Origin of the sequence: Thermobispora bispora DSM 43833, from assembly GCF_000092645.1 — a bacterium.
Lineage (GTDB): Bacteria > Actinomycetota > Actinomycetes > Streptosporangiales > Streptosporangiaceae > Thermobispora > Thermobispora bispora.
This window is the reverse complement of sequence record NC_014165.1, coordinates 3,679,888-3,702,180: the sequence shown is the minus strand read 5'-3', so window position 1 is coordinate 3,702,180 and position 22,293 is coordinate 3,679,888. Positions and strand designations below refer to the sequence as shown.

Below are 22,293 nucleotides of genomic sequence, written 5' to 3'. Positions count from 1 at the left end.
GCAGTCATTCCATCGAGAAATCCCTAGGAGTGTGCCGTGTCCGAGGTCGTCATCAACGCTGAACCGCGTACCGCGTTCGGTAAAGGCGCCGCCCGCAAGCTGCGCCGGGGCGGCAAGGTTCCCGCCGTGCTCTACGGTCACGGCACCGAGCCCAAGCACCTGACCCTGCCCGGTCACGACCTGCTGCTGGCGCTGCGCACGCCGAACGTCCTCATCCGGCTCAAGGGCGACGGGATCGACGAGATCGCGCTGCCCAAGGGCGTCCAGCGCGACCCGATCAAGGGGTTCCTCCAGCACGTCGACCTGCTCCGCGTCCACCGCGGTGAGAAGGTCACCGTGGAGCTTCCGGTCACCGTGACCGGCGACCCGATCGGCAGCGCCATCGTGGAGCAGCTCCTCGTCGCCGTCCCGGTGGAGGCCGAGGCGACCCACATCCCGGAGAGCGTCGAGGTCGACGTCACCGGCAAGGACGTGGGCTTCACCGTCCACGCCCGCGACCTCGCTCTTCCGGAGGGCGTGAGCCTCGCCGGCGACCCCGACGCGCTGGTGCTGCACGTGATCGAGGCCCCGGCCACCGCCGCCCCCGCGGAGGAGCAGGCCGAGGAGTGAGCTGACGCTTACCGCATGACCTGCGAGGGTCCTCCACAGGGAATCCCTGTGGAGGACTTCTCCGTATGAGGAGACGTGATGCCCGCTTCTGAGCTCGCACCGGAGAGCACGCCCCGCCGCTGGCTCATCGTCGGCCTGGGCAACCCCGGCCCCGAGTACGCGATGAACCGGCACAACGCCGGGTTCATGGTGGCCGACGAGCTCGCGAACCGGATCGGCGGCCGGTTCACGGTGCACAAGACCCGGGCCCAGGTCGCCGAGGGACGGCTCAGCGGCGTGCCGGTCGTGCTCGCCAAGCCGCTCTCCTACATGAACCTCTCCGGAGGCCCGGTCAAGGCGCTCGCCGACTACTACAAGATCGGGCCGGAGAACATCGTGGTGATCCACGATGAGCTGGACATCCCCTTCGGCGCGCTGCGGGCGAAGACCGGAGGCGGGGACAACGGCCACAACGGGCTGAAGTCGATCACCAAGGCGCTGGGGACGCGCGACTACTCGCGGATCCGCTTCGGCATCGGCCGCCCGCCGGGGCGGATGGACCCGGCGACGTACGTGCTGCGCGACTTCGCCACGGCCGAGCGGAAGGACCTGCCGTTCCTCATCGACCGGGCGGCCGACATGGTGGAGTCGCTGCTCACCGAGGGCCTCGCCGCGACGCAGAACAAGTTCCACGGCAGCGACCTCTACCCGGCCCGGTCTGCCCGCTGAGGCCGGCGGCCCGCTGAGACCCGGCCCGCTGAGGCCCGGCCCGGGGGTAGCCCGCTGAAACCCGGCCCACTGAGGCGGGCGGCCCGCTGAGAACCCGCCCGCTGGGGCAGGCAGGCCCCGCCGAGGCGAGCCGCGCACGCACCCCTCCGGTCCGCCCGCGGCCCGGCCGTGCCGTGTTTCGCTACAATGCGTGGTCATACGATTACCAAGAGACACGCGGGAGGGGCGCGTGCTGGACGGCGATGCGCCGGAGGTCACGCTCGGGCTGTCGCGGATGCCGCCACCGGGCCGGGCCGCGGGGCGCGCGGCGTGGATCGGCCGATGCCGGCGGCAGGCGGCCGTCGCCGACATGCTCAGCGCCCTCCTCGCCGGAGGAGTCGCGTTCGGGCTGCGGTTCGGGGAGATCGACGCCGAGACCCGGCCGTACGCGGTGCTCAGCGGGGTGCTGCCGCTGCTGTGGATCGGCGCGGCGAGCCTCAGCCAGGCGTACGACCCCCGGGTCTTCGGCGGGGGCGTGGAGGAGTTCCGCCGGGTCGCACGGTGCGGGTGCGCCGCGGTGGCGGCCGTCGCGCTCGCCGTCTTCCTCACCGGGGCGGACCTGGACCGCGGCTACGTGCTGATCGCGCTGCCGCTCGCCACCCTGCTCGCCCTCTGCGCCAGGTACGGCCTGCGCCGCCGGCTCTACCGGAGGCGGGCGCGCACCGGCGAGGGCATGCGGCGGACCGTGGCGGTCGGTCATCCCCCGGCGGTCACCGAGCTGATCCGCCGGCTGCGGCGGGAGCGCCACCACGGCCTGGAGGTCGTGGCGGTCTGCCTCCCCACCCAGGCGGCGCCGGGGGAGACGCGGATCGCGGGCGTGCCGGTGCTCGGGGACGTCACCGACGTGCCGCTCGTGGTCGAGCAGGCCGGGGCCGAGGTCGTCGCCGTGCTCGCCTGCCCCGAGCTCGACGGCGGCGCGATCCGCAGGCTCGCCTGGCGGCTGGAGCACTGCCAGGCCGAGCTCATGGTCGCCCCGGCGCTGCTCGACGCGGCCGGCCCGCGGACCGTGATCCGGCCGGTGGCGGGCCTTCCGCTCCTCCGGGTCGAGCGCCCCCGGCTCGCCGGGGCCAACCGGCTGCTCAAGGACGCGTTCGACCGGGTGGTCGCCGCGCTCGCGCTGCTCGTGCTCGCCCCGCTGCTCGTGGTGATCGCCGTCGCCGTACGGGCGAGCGGCCCCGGGCCGGTGCTCACCCGGCGGCAGCGGGTCGGGCGGGACGGCAGGGTGTTCACACTGCTGCGGTTCCGCACCGTGCGGCAGGACACGGGCCCCGGTGCGGACGGGCCGCCCGGCGACGGGCCGGGACCGGCCGCCCCGGACCCGGGCGCGCGGATCACCCCGCTCGGCGCCCGGCTGCGGCGGCACTCGCTCGACGAGCTGCCGCAGTTTCTCAACGTGCTCCGCGGCGACATGTCGCTCGTGGGGCCGCGTGCCCCGCTGCCCGGGGAGGTGGCGCGGTACGGCGACGACGTGCGCAGGCGGCTGCTCATCCGCCCGGGGATGACCGGGCTGTGGCAGGTGGCCGGGAATTCCGCCCTGTCTTGGGAGGAATTGGTTAGTTTAGACCTGCGTTACGTCGAGAACTGGTCGCTCATGCTCGATCTGCAGATCCTCTGGAAGACGTGGACCGCGGTCGTGCTGGGCGGGAGCGCGAGGAACGGATGACGGCACGGGACGATCACATGCTCGCCGCCGAACTCGCCACCGAGGCGGGGAAGCGGCTCGTGGAGCTCCGCGCCCGCGTGGGGTTCGCGGACGAGAAGGCGCTCGGCGACGCGGGGGACCGGGCGTCGCACCGCTTCCTCACCGACGCGCTCCGGCGGCTGCGGCCGGGCGACGCCGTGCTGTCCGAGGAGGCGACCCGGGAGGAGCGGGCGGCCTCGCGGCGGCTCTCCGCCGACCGGGTGTGGATCATCGACCCGCTCGACGGCACCAACGAGTTCTCCGAGCCCGGGCGCACCGACTGGGCCGTCCACGTCGCGCTGTGGGAGAAGGGCGAGCTCGCGGCCGGGGCGGTCGCCCTGCCCGCCCAGGGGATCACCCTCACCACCGCGGACCCGCCGCGCCTGCCCGACCGGCCGTCCGGCGGCCGGATCCGGATCGCGGTGAGCCGCTCCCGGGCCCCGGAGATCGCCGTGGAGCTGGCGAACATGCTCGGGGCCGAGCTCGTGCGGATCGGCTCGGCGGGCGCCAAGATCGCGGCGGTGCTCACCGGTGAGGTGGACGCGTACCTTCACGCCGGTGGCCAGTACGAGTGGGACTCGGCCGCACCGGTCGCCGTGGCCCTCGCGGCCGGTGCGCACGCCAGCCGGATCGACGGGTCCCCGCTCGCCTACAATCGCCCGGATCCATTCCTCCCCGATATCCTGGTTTCCCTACCGGGTGTGGCGCCGATGCTGCTCGCCGGGGTGCGTGACCTGTCCCGCCCGCCGAGTTGAAGGAAGCCTGATGGCTCAGCATGACTACACGTTGACGCAGCTAGACGTGCTCGAAGCCGAGGCGATCCACATCATGCGTGAGGTCGCCGCCGAGTTCGAGCGGCCCTGTCTGCTCTTCTCCGGCGGCAAGGACTCCATCGTCATGCTGCGCATCGCGGAGAAGGCGTTCTGGCCGGCGCCGATCCCCTTCCCGGTCATGCACGTGGACACGGGGCACAACTTCCCCGAGGTGATCGAGTTCCGCGACAAGAAGGTCGCCGAGCTCAACCTGCGGCTCATCGTCGCCTCCGTCCAGGCCTCCATCGACGCCGGCCGGGTGGTCGAGGAGACCGGCCGGCGGGCCTCCCGCAACCGGCTGCAGACCGTCACGCTGCTCGACGCCATCGAGGAGCACCGGTTCGACGCGGTCTTCGGCGGCGGCCGCCGCGACGAGGAGAAGGCCCGCGCCAAGGAGCGGGTCTTCTCCTTCCGGGACGAGTTCGGCCAGTGGGACCCGAAGAACCAGCGGCCCGAGCTGTGGAACCTCTACAACACCCGGATCCGGCCGGGGGAGCACATCCGGGTCTTCCCGCTCTCCAACTGGACCGAGCTCGACGTCTGGCACTACATCCGGCGCGAGGGCGTCGACGTCCCGTCGATCTACTTCGCGCACCGCCGCATGGTCTTCGAGCGCGACGGCATGCTGCTCGCCGACTCCGAGTACGTCCAGCGGGGCGAGGACGAGCCCCTCTTCGAGGCGACCGTCCGCTACCGCACGGTCGGCGACATGACCTGCACCGGGGCGATCCTCTCCACCGCGTCCACGGTGGACGAGATCATCGACGAGATCGCCGCCACCCGGATCACCGAGCGCGGTGCCACCCGCGCCGACGACCGGTTCTCCGAGGCCGCCATGGAAGACCGCAAGCGGGAGGGGTACTTCTGATGGCCATCGATCGGCGCGTCGCCGCGGAGAACGGGAACGGGCGGCTCGCGGACGCCGCCGGCGAGAGCCGTACGGACGCTGGAGGGCACAGGTGATGGACATCCTTCGGTTCGCCACGGCGGGCAGCGTCGACGACGGCAAGTCGACGCTGATCGGGCGGCTGCTCTACGACTCCAAGGCGATCTTCGAGGACCAGCTCGAGGCCGTGGAGCGGACCTCGCGGGACCGCGGCACCGGGTACACCGACCTGGCGCTGCTCACCGACGGGCTCCGGGCCGAGCGGGAGCAGGGCATCACCATCGACGTCGCCTACCGCTACTTCGCCACGCCGCGGCGCAAGTTCATCATCGCCGACACCCCCGGGCACATTCAGTACACCCGGAACATGGTGACCGGCGCCTCCACCGCCGACCTTGCCATCATCCTGGTGGACGCGCGCAAGGGCCTGCTCGAGCAGTCGCGGCGGCACGCGTTCCTCGCCTCCCTGCTGCGGGTGCCCCACCTCGTGCTCGCGGTGAACAAGATGGACCTGGTCGACTACTCAGAGGAGCGGTTCGAGGAGATCCGCGAGGAGTTCGCCGGGTTCGCCACCAAGCTCAACATCACCGACCTCACCTTCATCCCGATCTCCGCGCTCCACGGCGACAACGTGGTCTCCCGGTCCGAGAACATGCCGTGGTACCAGGGGACCTCGCTCCTCCACCACCTCGAGCACGTGCACATCGCCTCGGACCGGAACCTCGTCGACGTCCGCTTCCCGGTGCAGTACGTCATCCGGCCGCACAGCGCGACCGACCGGGAGCTGCACGACTACCGGGGCTACGCCGGGCAGGTCGCCGGCGGGGTGCTGAAGCCGGGGGACGAGGTGCTCCACCTGCCCTCCGGCCTCACCACCACGATCACCGGGATCGACACGTTCGACGGGCCGGTCGAGGAGGCGTTCCCGCCCATGTCGGTGACGCTCCGGTTCGCCGACGACCTCGACATCTCCCGCGGCGACATGATCTGCCGGCCGCACAACCAGCCGCACGTCGCCCAGGAGATCGACGCGATGGTCTGCTGGATGGCCGACGGCCTGCGGCTGCAGCCGCGCAGTCGGCTGCTCATGAAGCACACCACGCGCACGGTCAAGGCCCTGGTCCGCGACGTGCAGTACCGGCTCGACATCAACACCCTGCACCGGAACGACGCCACCTCGCTCGGCCTCAACGAGATCGGGCGGGTCACGTTCCGCACCACGCAGCCGCTGTTCGTCGACCCGTACGCGCGCAACCGGCTCACCGGCGGGTTCATCCTCATCGACGAGGCCACCAACGGCACGGTGGGCGCGGGCATGATCGTGGACTGCCACTGAGGATCTCCCGCTTCGGCAAGCATCCCGTAGATCCTCGGAAAGATCGCCGGTGTCGCGATCACGTGCCCGGTTAGCCTCGTCGCGTTCCGAACGCCGATGGTGGAGGGCACGTGGCCGACGCGCAGCCGGTGATCTTCGTAGGTGGTCTGGAACGCAGCGGCACGGCGCTGCTCGAGCGCCTGCTCGGTGAGCTCCCCGAGGTGACCCCGCTCGGGCAGGTCGTCCGGTTGTGGACGCGCGGCGTCCACGCCGACGGACCCTGCGGGTGCGGGCAGGCGTTCTCCGAGTGCTCCTTCTGGGGGAGGGTCGGAGCCCGGGCGTTCGGCCGGTGGCGGGAGAGCCACGCCGATCGGCTGCTGCGGCTGCGGTACCGGGTGGACCGCACCCGCCGCATCCCCATCCTCTTCCTCGGGCTCATCTCCCGGGAGGCGGAGCTCGCCGACTACGTGCTCGCGTACTCCCGGATCTACACCGCGGCCGCCGAGGTGACCGGGGCGCGCGCGGTCATCGACGCCAGCCGGCGCGCCTCGCTCGCCTACTGCCTCGCCGCCACCATGGACCTGCGGGTCGTCCACGTGGTGCGCGACCCGCGGGCGGTGGCCGCCTCCTGGCGGCGCAAGGCCCGGAGCGGCGGGCTCGCCGCCCGCTGGGCGCCGGTCAAGGCGGCGATCCACTGGCTCACCGAGAACCTCGCCTTCGAGATCCTGCGCGCCAAGGGGGTGCAGGTGGTCTCGGTCCGCTACGAGGACCTCCTCCACCGCCCCCGGGAGACGCTCACCGACCTGATCGGGAAGCTGGAGCTGCCGCCCCACCCGCTCACCTTCCTGGACGGCCGGGAGGCGCGCCTCGGGGTCGCGCACACCGTCTCCGGGACACCGCGCCGGCTCGCGCCCGGCCGGATCCGGTTCCGTGAGCGCGGCGCCGAGCTACCGCGGGCGCACCGGTGGCTGATCACCGCGCTCACCTGGCCGCTCCTGCTCCGGTACGGTTACCACCTCATCCGGTGGCACGGGGGAACGGGGAAGGCCAAGGGACGCCGGGACGGCACGGCGGCCCGGACGGCGCAGGGGCACACGCCGGGGACGGTGCGGGGGCCCGCGCCGGCGCCGGAGCACACCGTGGCGGGCAGTGCCCGGGAGAACCTCGAGCCGGAGCCGGTCCAGGGCGGCGCCGAGATGCGGGCGGCCTCAGAGCGCAGCGCGGCGGCCTGGGGGAAGGCGGCTTGGGAACGCGCCGGGGTCGAGGCCGTCCGGGAGGGCCCCGGGACGGCGACGGCCCCGGAGCGCGCCGGAGCGGGCATGGTCCGGGAGAACGCCGCGGCGGGGCCCGGTCTGGAGGACCGTGGGATCGGGATGGCTCGGGAGAGCGCCGCCGTAGCGGCCGCCCAGGAGGACTCCGGGATGGGCACGGCTCGAGAGACCGCCGCGGTGGGAACCGCCGGCGACCGGCAGTGATCGCGGGTAAGAGACTTCTGCCGTTACGCGCCCTTCCCGGCGATCTTGTGGCGGGTTACGGTGAGCTGGAACTTCCGGTCATGTCGGGAGGTAGACCATGCGCGACTGCTCGTGCGGGCACGGCTCGTCGTGCTCCTGTGCGCAGGGGTGCAGCTGCGGCTGCAACGGCTGACCGAGCCGATCCCGCCTGCTTTCAGGTGATCGAGTCCCCTGACCGCGCCTGGCGGGCGCCCGGTCCGCCAGGCCGTTCAGGGCAAGCGCCCGACATGGGCGAGAGCCTGCTTCACCAGGATGCCCTGGCCGCCGGCCATCTCCTGCTGCACCATCGGGGAGACGGCCTCCTCCGGCGTGAACCAGGCGAAGTCGAGCGCGTCCTGCCGGGGACGGCACTCACCCGCGACCGGCACGATGTACGCGAGGGAGACCGCGTGCTGCCGGGGATCGTGGAACGGTGTGATGCCCGGCGTCGGGAAGTACTCCGCGACGGTGAACGGCTGGGGTGAGGCGGGCACGTTGGGCAGCGCGGTCGGGCCCAGATCCTTCTCCAGGTGGCGGATGAGCGCGTCGCGCACCCGCTCGTGGTAGAGGACGCGGCCGGAGACGAGCGCCCGGGTGATGGTCCCGTCCGCTCCGATGCGCAGCAGCAGGCCGACATGGGTGACCATCCCCGAACTGTCGACCCGTACCGGCACGGCATCGACATAGAGGATCGGCATCCGGGCACGGGTCAGCTCGAGCTCCTCGGGGCTGAGCCACCCGGGTGCGGTTTCCGTAATTTCGGTCACTGCTCGATCGTACTGTGCGACCGGGCGCCGGCGGCGGTGGTGAATCCCGGGTCCCGGCAGGTTCGCCACGGCGGCATGACGTTCCATGAAGCGGCCGGGGACGGCCGCGCACCGTCCGAAGCCCGGGGGCGCCCGAAGGCAGGAGACATCGTGGGCAGGGCTCCCTCGGATCGCGGCCGGGTGTGGTACCGGTCGTCATGGGCGTGGTGCCGGCCGTGCTGGTGCGGTACCGGTCGTCACGGGCGTGGTGCCGGGGTGCGGTGCCAGTCGTCCTGGGTGCGGTACCGGCGGTCATGGGCGTGGTGCCGGCCGTCCCGGGTGTGATACCGGCCGCCATGGGCGATGGGCGTGGTGCCGGCGTATCGCTCCGGTGCGGCCTCATTCCGTGCTCAGGCTCAGGACGGCCTGCGACGGGGTCACCGCCTCCACCCACATGCGGATGTCGTTGATCCGGCCCGGCTGGCCGACGGCGAGGGTGATCCGGGCCACGCCCCGGCATCGGCCGTTCACGCAGTGCTGGGAGATGCGGACGTTCCTGCCGCGGGCGCTCAGCATGCCGATGGAGCCCTCGCAGATCAGCAGGATCTCCTCATCGCCGAGGGCCTCGACGGTGATCGCGGCCACGCCGAAGCCGGGGTCGATCGGCAGGCGGTCGCCGGGCCGTACCGTCACGGTGCAGTGGGCGTCCGCGCAGCCCGCGAGATCGGTGCCGCGCCGCGCATCGGCGCCCTCGTCCACCTCGGCCGGCGGCGCTGAGGTGGCGGCGGGCTCGGAGGCAGGGGCGGGCCCGGGACCACCGGAGGTGGTGGGCGCGCTCCGCGGCACCGGGAGGAAGACCATGCCGCAACCGGTGAGGAACGCGGCCAGCGTGGCGACGGCGAGGGCGATCCGCGGTGGTATTCGCACGAGGCATGATTTTCCCGCATCGATATCCGATGAATCGGTGGAATTCATCGACCCGCATCTTTCGGCGAGGCATCCATGGCGATATTTACTGGAATGTCGAAATAATGTTGTTAGGCGCAATATGACGAAAATCGCACCATTGTTCTGGCCGTCGTCACCGCAGGTAGACGTGGCCGCCCACCAGGGACTGCACGACGCCGCTGAACCGGGGATCCTCGCCGGTGATGATGACCCAGTTCTCCCCGAAAACCGCTGATCCATCCAGGTGTGCCCAGGAGGCCTGTCGCAGGTCGTAATGCCGGCCCGGGCTCACGTATATGATCACGTGACCGATGCCGGTCCAGCAGCGAACGGCCTCCCGGTCGGGGATCGTGGCGGGAATCCGCTCGAGGGTGTACCGCTCGGGCCGCTCGCACCCGGCGCCGCGCTCCCGGAGGGTGGTGTACAGATGCCAGGCGTCGCGGAACGTTCCACCGGAAGGATTGGGCGTGGCTCCGGCGGCACTGGCCTGGACTCCGTAGAGCGTCGGCCCTCCGTCCGGGCGCAGCTCGACGCCCGCGCCCTCGTCGCCGTCCGAGACCAGTGCCCCGACCGCCACGACGGCCGCGATGAGCGCGGCCGGCCACCACAGGTCGCCCTTCCGCTGTTCCGCCATGCTTCCTTTCCCGTCGATGGTCACCTGGGGTTCCGGGCGCTGCCTGACACGGCGCGCCGCCGCCCGCGGATGGCCGGCACCACCCGGCCGTCGGCCCGTTGTCAGCCGAGCTTGCGGAACGTCCAGTCGCCGTCGGCGTCGACGGTGATGAGGATCGTTCCCTTGGGCAGCGGCACCTCTCCGCGCCAGGTGCCGATCTCGTTGACCAGGTACTCCACGTCGCCCGCGCGGTACGCCTGGACGATGAAGTTGGCCCGGCCGGAATGCCGCATCTCCACGACCGTGAGGCCCTTGTTCGGGGGTACCAGCGCGAGCACGTCGTCACCGCGGCCCGTCACCCGGCCGCCCGACCAGACGCGGGCCATGCTCAGCGGCTTGAGGGTCACCGTCCACGCGCCGTCCGCCTCGACCCGCAGCGCCGCGGTCTCGTCGCCGGTCCGCTCGTTGAGCAGCACCGTCCCCTGGTAGCGGCCGATCTCGTTGACGATGGAGGCGCGAGGGCCGCCGCCGGACGCGAGCGGCGTGACCACGAAGTTCGAGCGGCCGTCGTGGGTGAGCGTCACCAGCCAGATCTCCCGCCGGTCGCTCTTGCGCAGTTCGAGGACCTTGCTGCCTGTTCCGCGGTACGTGCGGGCGGAGCCGCGGGACGCCGTGGCCGTGCGGCCTCCGGTTCCCCCGGGCGCGGTCGCGGTGGCCCGGGTTATCAGATCCGTCCGGACCGCGGACCGCTCGCCGGTGTCGGCGGGCTCGCAGGCGACCAGCAGGGCGAGCGGGAGGACGGCGGCCGCGCTCCGGATGGCACCGCGCCGGCGCGGCGGATGACGCCGCGGTACGGCCGGGCCGTACACCTGGGGGCCGGGTGACGCATGAGGGCCCGGCTGCTGATGCATGGCCTCCTCCGGTTGGGGTTCGGTCTCGATGCCGAGCCGGTCTGCCGACCGCCCGATGCGCGGGCGGGTGCACAGTGGCAACGGGGAATGTGGTGTTCAGGAGCATATATAACGTGAACTAAGTACACAACTCATCCTCTCGTATTCAGGGAATGAGCAGGAGCGGGTCGGGCCGGTGCCGGTGCGGATCACCCGGCGACGCCGGGAGCGGGATGTCCGCGCTCCAGCGCCCGGCGGGATCACCGGCCCGGAGCGGCACCCGCGTTCGGAGTAGATTCGTAATGCCGATCACTCCGTCCCATTCGGAGGCGTGGTGCCTGAGCGCACGGTCATTCACGGCCGGTACGAGCTGGAGCCGGTCCACCTCGGCCGCGGCGGCATGGGCACGGTCTGGGAAGGCCGGGACACCGTTCTCGATCGCCGGGTGGCCGTCAAGCTGATCCGCTTCCCGGACGACTACCCCGATCGCGAGCTGGAGCGCCGGTTCCAGCGCGAGGCGCGGATCATGGCCCGGTTGAACCACCCCGGGGTCCCGGCCATCTACGACCTCGGCGTGTTCGACGACGAGAGCGGCCGCCGCCACTTCATCGTGATGGAGTTCATCGAAGGCGTCGGCCTGCAGGACATCATCCCGGAGCACGAGTCCCTGCCGATCGGGTGGGCGGCCGCGATCGGCGCCCAGGTCGCGGCCGTGCTGAGCGCCATCCACGAGCTGTCGATCCTCCACCGGGACCTCAAGCCGTCCAACCTCATGGTCCGCTCGGATGGAACGGTCAAGGTCGTCGACTTCGGCCTGGGCCTGCTGCGCGACCCCGCCGTCTCCCAGCTCACTCAGACCGGGCAGGTCCTCGGCACCCCGGCGTACATGCCGCCGGAGCAGATCCACGCGGCCACGCTGACCCCGCGCAGCGACCTGTACGCGCTCGGCTGCGTGCTGTTCGAGATGCTCGCCGGGCGGCCGCCGTTCATCGGGACGAGCGAGTTCAGCGTGAAGGAGCAGCACATCCACGCGGCGCCCCCAGCGGTGCGCGCCTTCCGGCCGGACGCGCCGCCGGAGCTCGACGAGCTCATCCGATCGCTGCTCGCCAAGCGGCCCGAGGACCGCCCGGAGAGCGCGGCCGTGGTGCACGATCGGCTCTTGCCGTACGTGACCGAGGTGGACCACCTCCCCGGGGTGACCCACGCCGGGGCCAGCCCGGTGCGGATGTACGCGAACGCGGTCAGCCGGATCCTGGTCTCCCGGGGCGAGGCCGCGGCGGAGCGGCCCGCGAGCCCGGTCGCCGCCGGCGGGCCGCGCCGGGAGGATCTCGACCGCGTGCGCGGGGAGGACGTTGACCGGGTGCGCCGGGAGGACCTCGACCGGGTGCGCCGGGAGGCGGTGTCGCTCGTCCGGGAGTCCCGGTACGGCCAGGCCGACGAGCTGCTCGGAACCACGATCGAGAAGGCGGCTCAGGCCTTCGGGGCCGACGATCCCGAGGTGCTCGACCTGCGCCTCCACCGGGCCAATGTCCTCTTCGACGGCGGCGACTACCGCGCGGCCGCGCACGCCTTCCGCGACCTCGCGGCCGATCTGGCCCGGCGGTTCGGGCCCGGCGACGAGCGGGTGCTCCGGTGCCGCCTGCGCGAGGCGGACTGCCACGCGTACCTGGGGGAGGACGCCCACGCGCTGCGCCTGCTGCGCGAGCTGCTCGACGAGCGATCGGGGAGCCTCCCGTCCGATGATCGGCTGCTGACGGAGCTGCGCCGCCGGATCGGTGAGCTGGCGCAGAGCGTGGGCGATGCCGAGGTGGCGGCGTCCCCGCACGCCGGCTGATCCGCCCGGTGCCGGCCCGGCCGGCCGATGACGGCGCGCCTCCCACCCGGTCCGCGCGGCCGGGCGCCCGTCACCGTGGCCTCCCGGGGCGGCCGCGCCGGCGGGCGCCGGTGGCCGGGCATGAGGCGCGGTCACCGCCGCCAGGACGGCTCCGCGCCGAGCCATGGCACGAGCATGGCGTCCCAGGGGGCGAAGTACTCGCGGAGCCGGTGGCGCACGGACTCCGGCATGGCGGGGCGCGGCCGGGCGCCCACCACCTCGAACCGCGGCACCGCCATGACCGGCAGCCCGAGGAACTCCAGCACCCGCCGGTAGACCGGCTCCGGCTCCCGGAAGTAGTCCCCGGCGTCGAGCACGAGGATCCTCCTCCGCCCGAAGAGCATCTCCAGGCGGGAGAGCTGCTCCGCGTACCTCCCGCGCGCCAGGTAGGCGTGGTGCCGGTGGGCGTGGCTCACGTAGTAGGGGTCGGCGCAGAGCCGCTCCGCCTCGCCCGCCAGCCGCTCGGGCTCCAGCTCCAGGGCCCGCTCGAACGACGGCTCGGGCTCGTAGCCGAGGGCGCGCTCGTGCGCGTACGCGGAGTAGGCCCGCTCGACCGGGTCCCGGACCATGACGATCAGCTTGACCTCGGGGAGGTTCCAGGCGATCCGGGCCGGGGCGAGCGGGTGGAACAGGTAGCAGGGGGAGCACTCGAACGCCTGCGGCCGCCGGCCGTACCGGCGGGCGAGCGCCACGGCGGTGGCCTTGAGCGGGAAGTGCGCCCGGTACCACGACAGGCTCCGGTGGTAGGCCGCGTCGAAGTAGTGGACGCCGAGGCCGGAGGCGGGCGGCAGGATGAGCGGGTGCCGCGCGAGGGCGCGGGCGAGCGAGGCCGTGCCACACCGCTGCGCCCCCACGATGAGGAAGGACGGGAGCAGGCGCGCCGCGCCGGTGAGCCGGACGGTGGTGTGGGAGACCGCGTGCACCGAGCGCAGCAGCGTCGCCTTCACGGCAGGGCCTCCAGTTGATCGATCAGCGGGGTGAGCCAGGCCGAGGGCGGGCCGAGCGGTTCGTGGCCGTCCCGGTGGTGCCGGTCGGCGAGGGTGATCAGGTAGTGCGCGGCCGTGCGGCGCGCCTGCGGCGAGGAGAGCCCGAACGGCTCGAGGGTGATCCCCGCCTGGGCCACGCAGGCCCGGGCCGCCTCGGCCGGCCCCATGCGCCGCAGCGCGCGGTGGAAGAAGTGGTGCAGGGCGTCGAACCCGAACGGCACGCCGGTGCCGAAACGCTCCCAGTTCCCGACGAAGAGCCGGCCGTCGGCGCCCGCCGCGAGGTTCGCCGGGACGAAGTCGCCGTGCCAGGCGAAACCGTCGGGGTGGCGCTCCGCGTCCAGGCCCAGGTACGGCACCGCCGGGCCGCCGGCGGCCGGGCCGTCCGCCCGGCCGGGCTCCGGGCAGGCGAGGGGCAACCCGGAGGACGACCCGCCGCCGGGCGCCCGGCCGAGACCGGCGATCTCGGCGATCGCCGCGTGGAGCAGGCCGGCGGGCACCTTGCCGGAGCCGGTGGGCGGTGGGGAGAGCAGCAGCACCTCCCGTCCGTCCCACTCCCCGTGGTGCAGCACGACCGGCGGGACGACCACCTTCAGCGGCCGGTCGGCGAGCATGCGCAGGACCTCGGCCTCGTGCCGCACCAGCTCCCGGTCCCGGGCCGAGGATCCGATCTTGACCAGGCCGAGCTGGGTGTCCGCCTCGCCGTACGCCCACCGGATCGGCCGGTCGCCGGCCCGGGGACCGTGCTCCACCGTGCGGATCGGCTGGCCGAGCACCTCGCTCAGGTAGGAGTCGAGCGCGTGCTCGCCGCGCTGCCCCACCCGGCGGAGCGGGCGGGACGGGCGGCTCGCCCGCGCCCTCACCGGATCCACCCCGGCCGGATGGGCAGGGCCGCGCCGCGGACGGCGCGCGCGGCGCCCGGCACCGGAAACGCCCGGCGCGGATCGCCGCCGGGGCGCCTCCGGGCGTCACCCACCGCGGCCTGAAGACCGGCGGCACCCGGCCCCGCCGGCGCCGCGGTGGCGCATATCGCCGACGGCATCGCGAAATTCCCTGAGATATTCGTCATCCCGGGAATTCGTGACCCCTCCGCGCTTTTCACGATCCGATCAGCCATGACAGCGACGAATCGCGCGAGTCGTGACTGTGGGGTGAAATCGAGCATCACACGCATTCCGGGGTGCCGTCTCCGATCTCCGTCTCGTGTCCGTCCACCGGCGCGCCGCCGGCCCCGCCGTACCCGCACCGCCGCGCGTGGCGGCACCGCTGATCGGCCGTTTCCCCGCCGTCCACCGCCATGCGCATGGGCCGCCCGGCCGCACGGGCGGCCGCGGCCGAGCTCGCCGGACCGGTGCCCGGGAACGCCCGGGTCTCGAAACTATAAACCGGTCCGGTGATTTCGCTAAGGGCCATTCAAGATTTCCCACGGGCCGAAGGAGAGGAATGAACGGCTTTAGGGGGAATTTTGGGCCCACGGCCTCGTGGAAATTCCCGGCGCGCGCGGCCGCATTGCGCGATGGTTTCTTCTCAGGGGGCCATGGCACCCGGGCGCGGGCCCGTTCCCGCCGCCCGGGTCCGTCCAGAGCGAAGGTCTGCCGGAACGGGGGGTACCATGCGGCGAACCGTCGGCCTGGCCGTACTGATCATCGGGGCGAGCGTCACGGCGTGCACCGCCGCCTCGGGGGCGCCGGGGGACAGGGACGCGAAGCCGCGGGCGCCCTCGGTGGACCTGCGCACCCCGGGCACCTGCGTGGCGACGGAGCGGCTCATCCCCACCTGCGGGGCGTGGTGGGGGATCGCCCCGGACACCTCCTCCGGGACCACGCTGCGGCGGGCGGTGGAGAGCGCGGAGCGGCGGATGGGCCGCCGGGCGGACATCGTGCACGTCACCCACCGCGGCGCGGAGCCGTTCCCGACCAAGCAGGAACGGCAGGTGGCCGCGGGCGGCCGGCTGCTGCTGATCAGCTGGAAGCCCGCGCCCGACCGCACCTGGGCCGAGGTGGCGGGCGGCGCGATCGACCGCCGGATCGACCGGCTCGCCGCGCACATCACCCGCACCTTCCCGCACCGGTTCTTCCTCGCGATCGACGCCAGGCCTGAGGGCGAGGTACGGCAGGCCCCGGGCCGGTCGGCCGCCGACTACGCGGCCATGTTCCGGCACGTGGTCAACCGCCTGCGGGAGCGCGGGGTCCGCAACGCGGTGACCGTGCTGACCTACACGGGCGCGCCGGGCTGGACGGCGAAGCCCTGGTTCGAGCGGCTCTACCCGGGTGACGACGTGGTCGACTGGGTGGCGTTCACCCCGTACGCCGGGGAGCGGGTGACCGACTTCGCCGGCCTGATGGCCGCGGCGCGCCCCGGCCGGCCGGGGTTCTACCACTGGCTCCAGGAGCGCTTCCCGGCCAAGCCGATCATGCTCGCCGAGTGGGGCGTGGCCGAGCGGCCCGGCGCGCCGCGCCACAAGCGGGACGTCTTCGCGTCGGCCGACCGGCAGATCACCCACTATCCGCAGCTCAAGGCCTTGATCTACGCGGACTCACCGGCGCGGGGCGACACCCGCTTCGACACCACGCCCGCGGCGGGGCGGGCGTTCGCCCGGCTCGCCCGGAATCCGCGGTTCACCGCCACCCGGGTCCCGGCCGGGTGAGCGTCCGCCGCCGGCCGGGCACGGCACGCCGCCGCGGCGGCCGGATGACCGGGCGGCGGGCCGGGCGGCCACCGCGGTGGCCGGGCCGGAGCACGGCTCAGCGGACCCAGCCGCCGGAGACGAGCGTGTCGAGCACCATCGCCACCGACTCCTCCACGGTCATGTGGGTGGTGTCGATCACCAGGTCGGCGTCCTCGGGCTCCTCGTAGGGGTCGGAGATCCCGGTGAACGACGGGATCAGCCCGGCCCGCGCCTTGGCGTACAGCCCCTTGCGGTCCCGGCGCTCGCACTCCTCGAGCGGGGTCGCCACGTGGACGAGCAGGAAGTCGCCGCCTACCTCCTCGACCATCTTCCTGACCTCGGCCCGGGTGGACGCGTACGGCGCGATCGGCGCGCAGAGCGCGAGGCCGCCGTGCCGGGCGACCTCGGCGGCGACGAACCCGATCCGCCGGATGTTGAGCTCCCGGTCCTCCCGGGAGAAGCCGAGCCCGGCCGAGAGCAGCCGGCGCACCACGTCGCCGTCGAGGTAGGTGACCGTGCGCCCGCCCCGCTCCAGCAGGGCGTCGCGCACGCCCCGCGCGATCGTGGACTTGCCGGCCCCGGACAGCCCGGTGAAGAACACCACGAGGCCCCGGCGGTGCGGCGGCCCGGGGATCTCCACCGGCTCCGGGCCGGGGTAGTGCTCGGTCGCGCCGTAGTTGCGCGCCACGTGCTCGCGGAGCTCCAGGTCGATCTCGGGGGTCTCGCGCGGCGCGAGCGGCACCGCCACCACCATCGCCCCCGGCAGGGCGTCGGCCGCCTTCAGCGCGGCCCGGACCACGGCCGGCCCGCGCTCCCCGAAGGAGAGCGGCAGGAGCACCACCGCCGCGTCCAGCTCCTCGGCGGTCGCGGCGATGTCCTCGATGGCGGTGGAGTCGAGCGGCCCGCGCATGGTGACGCCGAGCACCTCCCCGTCGGGCAGCTCCTTGCGCACCTCCGCGGGGGTACGGCGCAGCCGGGCGAACGGCCCGTAGGACGGCCGCTCGAGGGCCTCGACCGGGCCGGCGGCGTACCGGCCGTCCCGTTCCTGCACGGTCATCACGGCCACAGGCGCCCCTTCGGGGTCCTTGAGCGTGACCCGGTCGCCGGGCCGGATCTCCTCGGGGAGGGTGATCCGGATCGGCGCCGGCCACGGGGTGCCGTCGGGCAGCCGGCCGTGCTCGGCGACCGCATGCGCCTCGGCCGAGGTGAGGAAACCCGTCAGCGGCGCGAACGCGCCGGAAAGCAGCAGCTCCAGATCGGCCAGTTCACGGACGTCGGGGGTCCACTCGGTCATGGTTCAGCTTCCACTCGGCGGGTGGGGATCCCACGAACCTTACCCCCTGCGCACCGTGATCGGCCCCTGTTCCGCCGTCCGCGCCCGGCCTTACCGCCGTCCGGGGGAGCACCTCGGCGCCCGGCCGTACCGCGGTGCGGGTGAAGGCCGTGCCGCGCTCCGGGTGAGCGCCGTAGCGCGGTCCGGGTGACCACGGTCCCCGGACGGCCGCCGCGCAGGCCGCCCGGATGCCCTGGTGCGCGTGCCGCCCCGGATCACCCGGCCGGCACGATCCGCCGCCGGGGATCGCCCGCCGCCGGACGTGGCCTAGATGATGCGGGCGAAGTGGTTCTGCGGGCGGCGGATCACCATGGCGATCTCGTCCTCGGCCCCGTTGAGCCGGCCGTTGGTGAGCGCGGACACGGCCCGGCAGACGAAGCCGACGAGGCCGGCGTGGGGGCCGCGGCGCGCCGGCCCGCTCATCGCGGAGTAGTCCTCGGCGATCATGAGGCCGCGCTTGAGGCAGTACGCCTGGATGCCCGCGCGCGAGGTGACCGGCTCGTAGACCGCGGGGAGCGGCCCCACCGAGCCGGGCGGGCAGAGCCGCCGCCAGAGCATCCGCCGCAGCCATTCCGGGGTCATCCGGTCGCAGAAGCCGTAGGCCGATCCGCGGTCCCGCATCCGGAGCAGCAGCAGCCCGCCGGGGCGCAGCGCGTCGACCAGCCGGTCCAGGATCAGCTCGGCGTTGCGCACCCGCTCGAGCAGGAAGCAGACGTAGACCACGTCGAAGGAGCGGGGCGGGATCGGCACCAGGCGCAGGTCGCCGAGCGACCAGGACTCCAGGTCCTCGCGGGCGGCGGTGCGGGCGCGGAGCGGGGGGAGGTCCTCGTCCACCCCGACGATCCGCGGGTCGCACTGGTCGACGTCGAGCGTGGCGCCGTTGCCCCCGCACCCGGCGATGAGGATGTCGAGCCGCCGGCCGAGCTGCTCGGTCCACTGCTCCCGGACCCGCTGGCTGAACACGTCGTCCTGGAATGCGGACGCTGATCGAACCTCAGAAGCCATGTCACCGAGCGTAATGACAACGGTGCGCGCGGTAGGGGATTTGCCGCCGCGACATTCGGCGCCCCGCCGAGGCCGGACCGCGCCGGGCACGAGGGGGCGTAGCCTGGTTATCCGGACCCCTACTCCGGCGCGGGTCCCCGCCGTCATGCGCTGCAGAAGGCATCGATGTCTCTTTCCGGACTTCTTGACCTGGTTTCCGCTGAACCGAGGCTGGCCGCGACGCTCGAGGAGGCGAAAGAGTCCTCGCACCCCGGTGCCGAGCTGATCGCCCCGGCCGCGCTGCGGCCGTTCGTCGTCGCCGCGCTCGCCCGGATCCGACCCGTGCTCGCGGTGACGGCGACCGAGCGGGAGGCCGAGGACCTCGCCGCCGCGCTGGACAGCCTCATGGACGAGAGCGGCGTCGCCGTCTTCCCGGCCTGGGAGACGCTCCCGCACGAGCGGCTCTCGCCGCGGAGCGACACGGTCGGCCGCCGGCTCGCCGTGCTGCGGCGGCTCGCCCACCCGGTCGAGGGCGACCCCGCCGCCGGTCCGCTTCGGGTGGTCGTGGCCCCGGTCCGGGCCGTGCTGCAGCCGATCGTGGCCGGGCTCGGCGATCTGGAGCCGGTACGGCTCCGCCCCGGCGACGAGGCGGACCTCGACGAGGTGGTGGCCCGCCTGGTGGACAACGGCTACCACCGGGTGGACATGGTGGAGCGGCGGGGCGAGGTCGCGGTGCGCGGCGGGCTGGTCGACGTGTTCCCGCCCACCGAGGAGCACCCGCTCCGGATGGAGTTCTGGGGTGACACGGTCGAGGAGATCCGCTGGTTCAAGGTGGCCGACCAGCGCTCGCTCGAGGTCGCCCCGGAGGGGCTGTTCGCCCCGCCCTGCCGCGAGCTGCCGCTCACCGAGGAGGTACGGCGGCGCGCCCGGGAGCTGGCGGGGGAGTACCCGGCGCTGAAGGACGTGCTCGACCAGATCGCCGACGGCGTGCCGGTGGAGGGGATGGAGACGTTCGCGCCGGTGCTGGCCGGCGAGATGAACCTGCTCCTCGACCACATGCCGGTCCGGTCGGCGGTGGTGGTCTGCGACCCGGAGCGGATCCGCGGCCGGGCCCAGGAGCTGGTGCGGACCGCGGAGGAGTTCAAGCAGGCGTCCTGGATCACCGCGGCCCTCGGGGGCGAGGCGCCGATCGACCTCGACGCGGTGGCGTTCCGCACCCTGGAGGAGGTGCACGCCCACGCCCGTGAGCTGGGCCGGCCGTGGTGGAGCGTGGCGCCGTTCGGGGATGGCGTGGAGCTCGACGTCCAGGGCGTCGACCAGTACCGGGGGGACACCGAGCGGGCGCTCGCCGACATCAAGGGCTGGCTCGAGGCGGGCAAGACCGTGGTGCTGCTGAGCGAGGGCCACGGCCCGGCCGAGCGCCTGGTGGAGCTGCTGCGCGGGGTGGACGTGCCCGCGCGGCTGGTGCCGGAGGTCGCGGACGGGCCGGTCCGCGACGTGGTCCAGGTGACCACGGGGCGGATCGCCCACGGCTTCGTCACCCCGGACGTGGCCGTGCTCACCCACCTGGACGTGGCCGGGCAGAAGGCGTCGACCAAGGACATGCGGCGGCTGCCGTCCCGGCGGCGGAACATGGTCGACCCGCTCCAGCTCAAGCCGGGCGACTACGTGGTGCACGAGCAGCACGGCGTGGGCCGGTACGTGGAGATGGTGCAGCGCACGGTCCAGGGCGCCACCCGCGAGTACCTGGTGATCGAGTACGCCAAGGGCGACCGGCTCTACGTGCCCACCGACCAGCTCGACGAGGTCACGCGGTACGTCGGCGGGGAGACGCCCACGCTCAACCGGATGGGCGGCTCGGACTGGCAGAAGACCAAGAGCCGGGCGCGGAAGGCGGTCCGGGAGATCGCGGCCGAGCTGATCCGGCTGTACTCGGCCCGCATGGCCTCGCCCGGGTTCGCGTTCTCCCCGGACACCCCGTGGCAGCGGGAGATGGAGGACGCCTTCCCCTACGTCGAGACCAAGGACCAGCTCGAGGCGATCGAGGAGGTCAAGCGGGACATGGAGCGGCCGGTCCCGATGGACCGGCTGATCTGCGGCGACGTGGGGTACGGCAAGACCGAGATCGCGGTCCGGGCGGCGTTCAAGGCGGTGCAGGACGGCAAGCAGGTGGCGGTCCTGGTGCCGACCACCCTCCTGGTGCACCAGCACCTGTCCACGTTCGGCGAGCGGTTCGCCGGGTTCCCGGTGACGGTGCGGCCGCTGTCCCGGTTCCAGTCCGACGCGGAGATCAGGGAGACCCTCGACGGGCTCCGGGAGGGCACCGTCGATGTGGTGATCGGCACCCACCGGCTGCTCTCTCCGGACGTGAAGTTCAAGGACCTCGGCCTGCTCATCGTCGACGAGGAGCAGCGGTTCGGCGTCGAGCACAAAGAGGCGATGAAGCGGATGCGGACCGAGGTGGACGTGCTCGCGATGTCGGCCACCCCGATCCCGCGGACCCTGGAGATGGGGCTCACCGGCATCCGGGAGATGTCCACGATCCTCACGCCGCCCGAGGAGCGGCACCCGGTGCTCACGTTCGTCGGGCCGTACGACGAGAAGCAGATCGCGGCCGCGATCCGGCGGGAGCTGATGCGGGACGGGCAGACGTTCTTCGTCCACAACCGGGTGCGGAGCATCGACCGGGTCGCGGCCCGGCTCGCCGAGCTGGTCCCCGAGGCGCGGATCGCGGTCGCCCACGGGCAGATGAACGAGGCCCAGCTCGAGAAGATCATGGTGGACTTCTGGGAGCGGGCTTACGACGTGCTCGTCTGCACCACGATCGTGGAGTCCGGCCTCGACGTGCCGAACGCGAACACGCTGATCGTGGACCGGGCGGACAGCTACGGCCTGGCCCAGCTCCACCAGCTCCGCGGCCGGGTCGGCCGGGGCCGGGAGCGCGGCTACGCGTACTTCCTCTACCCGCCGGACGTCCCGCTCACCGAGACCGCGCACGAGCGGCTCGCCACCATCGCCCAGCACACCGAGATGGGCGCCGGCATGTACGTGGCCATGAAGGACCTGGAGATCCGCGGGGCCGGCAACATCCTGGGGACCGAGCAGTCCGGCCACATCGCCGGGGTGGGGTTCGACCTGTACGTCCGGATGATGGCGGAGGCGGTCGAGGAGCAGAAGTCGAAGCTCTCCGGGCAGGCCCCGAAGGAGCGGCCGGAGGTCAAGGTCGAGCTGCCGATCAACGCCCATGTGCCGCACGAGTACGTGACCTCGGAGCGGCTCCGGCTCGAGGCGTACAAGCGGATCGCGGCGATCGAGTCGGAGGAGGACATCGCCGCGGTGCGCGAGGAGCTCACCGACCGGTACGGCCGGCCGCCGCAGGAGGTGGAGAACCTGCTCGAGGTCGCCCGCTTCCGGATCAAGGCGCGGGAGGCCGGGCTCACCGACGTGACGCTGCAGGGCCGGCAGATCCGGTTCTCGCCGGTGACCCTGAAAGATTCACAGCGGGTCCGGCTGCAGCGGCTCTACCCGAAGGCGATCTACAAGCAGGCGACCGAGATCCTGCTGGTCCCGGTCCCGATGACCAAACCGGTGGGGGGCCGGCCGCTGCGCGACCTCGACCTGCTGAAATGGTGTGCCGACCTGGTCGAGGCACTATTCCTGGAACCGGCACGAGTACAGTGACCGGCGGATCGAAGCCGGTGACTGGCGGACA

The 22,293-nt window shown here is 73.0% G+C and carries 19 protein-coding genes; 10 read left to right on the top strand and 9 right to left on the bottom strand.

Annotation, left to right across the window (positions count from 1 at the left end):
- The first annotated feature begins 36 nt into the window (after positions 1-36).
- From TBIS_RS15670 to TBIS_RS15640, 7 genes are all read left to right on the top strand, one after another.
- A complete protein-coding gene (locus TBIS_RS15670) occupies positions 37-609 on the top strand; it encodes a 50S ribosomal protein L25/general stress protein Ctc (RefSeq protein ID WP_013133380.1) in 573 nt (190 codons plus the stop codon).
- A gap of 78 nt (positions 610-687) precedes the next feature.
- Complete coding sequence (gene pth / locus TBIS_RS15665; protein WP_013133379.1) at positions 688-1,317, top strand: aminoacyl-tRNA hydrolase; 630 nt, start codon at positions 688-690, stop codon at positions 1,315-1,317.
- Positions 1,318-1,591: 274 nt separating this feature from the next.
- Positions 1,592-3,019, top strand: a complete 1,428-nt coding sequence (locus TBIS_RS15660; protein ID WP_050760711.1) for an exopolysaccharide biosynthesis polyprenyl glycosylphosphotransferase — start codon at positions 1,592-1,594, stop codon at positions 3,017-3,019.
- Complete coding sequence (locus TBIS_RS15655) at positions 3,016-3,792, top strand: 3'(2'),5'-bisphosphate nucleotidase CysQ (protein ID WP_013133377.1); 777 nt, start codon at positions 3,016-3,018, stop codon at positions 3,790-3,792. The genes TBIS_RS15660 and TBIS_RS15655 overlap by 4 nt, the downstream gene beginning before the upstream one ends.
- Before the next feature lie 10 nt (positions 3,793-3,802).
- Complete coding sequence (gene cysD, locus TBIS_RS15650; protein WP_013133376.1) at positions 3,803-4,717, top strand: sulfate adenylyltransferase subunit CysD; 915 nt, start codon at positions 3,803-3,805, stop codon at positions 4,715-4,717.
- 94 nt (positions 4,718-4,811) lie between these two features.
- Positions 4,812-6,071, top strand: a complete 1,260-nt coding sequence (gene cysN / locus TBIS_RS15645) for a sulfate adenylyltransferase subunit CysN (protein ID WP_013133375.1) — start codon at positions 4,812-4,814, stop codon at positions 6,069-6,071.
- 110 nt (positions 6,072-6,181) lie between these two features.
- Positions 6,182-7,525 (top strand): sulfotransferase, encoded by a 1,344-nt coding sequence (locus TBIS_RS15640; RefSeq protein ID WP_013133374.1) that lies wholly within the window; start codon positions 6,182-6,184, stop codon positions 7,523-7,525.
- A 248-nt stretch (positions 7,526-7,773) separates the two neighbouring features.
- Here TBIS_RS15640 and TBIS_RS15635 read toward each other — a convergent pair whose 3' ends face one another.
- The 4 genes from TBIS_RS15635 to TBIS_RS15620 all read right to left on the bottom strand — a co-directional run bounded on the left by TBIS_RS15635 (position 7,774) and on the right by TBIS_RS15620 (position 10,761).
- Positions 7,774-8,310, bottom strand: coding sequence for an NUDIX hydrolase family protein (locus tag TBIS_RS15635; protein ID WP_041431700.1), 537 nt, complete (start codon positions 8,308-8,310; stop codon positions 7,774-7,776).
- Between the two features lie 378 nt (positions 8,311-8,688).
- The gene (locus tag TBIS_RS18305; protein ID WP_050760558.1) at positions 8,689-9,216 is read right to left on the bottom strand and encodes a hypothetical protein; all 528 of its coding nucleotides are present in this window, start codon (positions 9,214-9,216) and stop codon (positions 8,689-8,691) included.
- 154 nt (positions 9,217-9,370) lie between these two features.
- Positions 9,371-9,871 carry a hypothetical protein gene (locus tag TBIS_RS15625; protein ID WP_013133371.1) on the bottom strand — a complete coding sequence of 167 codons (501 nt, stop codon included), beginning with the start codon at positions 9,869-9,871 and terminating at the stop codon, positions 9,371-9,373.
- 101 nt (positions 9,872-9,972) lie between these two features.
- Entirely contained in the window at positions 9,973-10,761 is a 789-nt protein-coding gene (locus TBIS_RS15620) for a hypothetical protein (protein ID WP_013133370.1), read from the bottom strand.
- A gap of 313 nt (positions 10,762-11,074) precedes the next feature.
- On the opposite strand from TBIS_RS15620, the gene TBIS_RS15615 reads away from it, so the two are divergent.
- Positions 11,075-12,574, top strand: coding sequence for a serine/threonine-protein kinase (locus TBIS_RS15615; RefSeq protein WP_013133369.1), 1,500 nt, complete (start codon positions 11,075-11,077; stop codon positions 12,572-12,574).
- Positions 12,575-12,705: 131 nt separating this feature from the next.
- Here the strand turns inward: TBIS_RS15615 and TBIS_RS15610 are convergent, their stop codons facing one another.
- The 3 genes from TBIS_RS15610 to TBIS_RS19350 are packed head-to-tail and all read right to left on the bottom strand — an operon-like array spanning position 12,706 to position 14,761.
- Entirely contained in the window at positions 12,706-13,560 is an 855-nt protein-coding gene (locus TBIS_RS15610) for a sulfotransferase domain-containing protein (RefSeq protein ID WP_013133368.1), read from the bottom strand.
- A complete protein-coding gene (locus TBIS_RS18300; protein WP_013133367.1) occupies positions 13,557-14,459 on the bottom strand; it encodes a hypothetical protein in 903 nt (300 codons plus the stop codon). Before TBIS_RS18300 ends, TBIS_RS15610 begins: the two co-directional genes overlap by 4 nt.
- A complete protein-coding gene (locus TBIS_RS19350) occupies positions 14,456-14,761 on the bottom strand; it encodes a hypothetical protein (protein ID WP_158306192.1) in 306 nt (101 codons plus the stop codon). Before TBIS_RS19350 ends, TBIS_RS18300 begins: the two co-directional genes overlap by 4 nt.
- 447 nt (positions 14,762-15,208) lie before the next feature.
- On the opposite strand from TBIS_RS19350, the gene TBIS_RS15585 reads away from it, so the two are divergent.
- Positions 15,209-16,243: a glycoside hydrolase family 26 protein gene (locus TBIS_RS15585; protein WP_013133365.1), complete on the top strand. Its 1,035-nt coding sequence runs from the start codon at positions 15,209-15,211 to the stop codon at positions 16,241-16,243.
- A gap of 97 nt (positions 16,244-16,340) precedes the next feature.
- On the opposite strand, the gene cysC is transcribed toward TBIS_RS15585, so the two are convergent.
- Entirely contained in the window at positions 16,341-17,558 is a 1,218-nt protein-coding gene (cysC, locus tag TBIS_RS15580) for an adenylyl-sulfate kinase (protein ID WP_013133364.1), read from the bottom strand.
- A 306-nt stretch (positions 17,559-17,864) separates the two neighbouring features.
- Positions 17,865-18,602 carry a methyltransferase domain-containing protein gene (locus tag TBIS_RS15575; protein WP_041431696.1) on the bottom strand — a complete coding sequence of 246 codons (738 nt, stop codon included), beginning with the start codon at positions 18,600-18,602 and terminating at the stop codon, positions 17,865-17,867.
- A 165-nt stretch (positions 18,603-18,767) separates the two neighbouring features.
- Here TBIS_RS15575 and mfd point away from each other — a divergent pair, with 165 nt between their 5' ends.
- Positions 18,768-22,262 carry a transcription-repair coupling factor gene (gene mfd / locus TBIS_RS15570; protein ID WP_013133362.1) on the top strand — a complete coding sequence of 1,165 codons (3,495 nt, stop codon included), beginning with the start codon at positions 18,768-18,770 and terminating at the stop codon, positions 22,260-22,262.
- Positions 22,263-22,293: the final 31 nt, after the last annotated feature.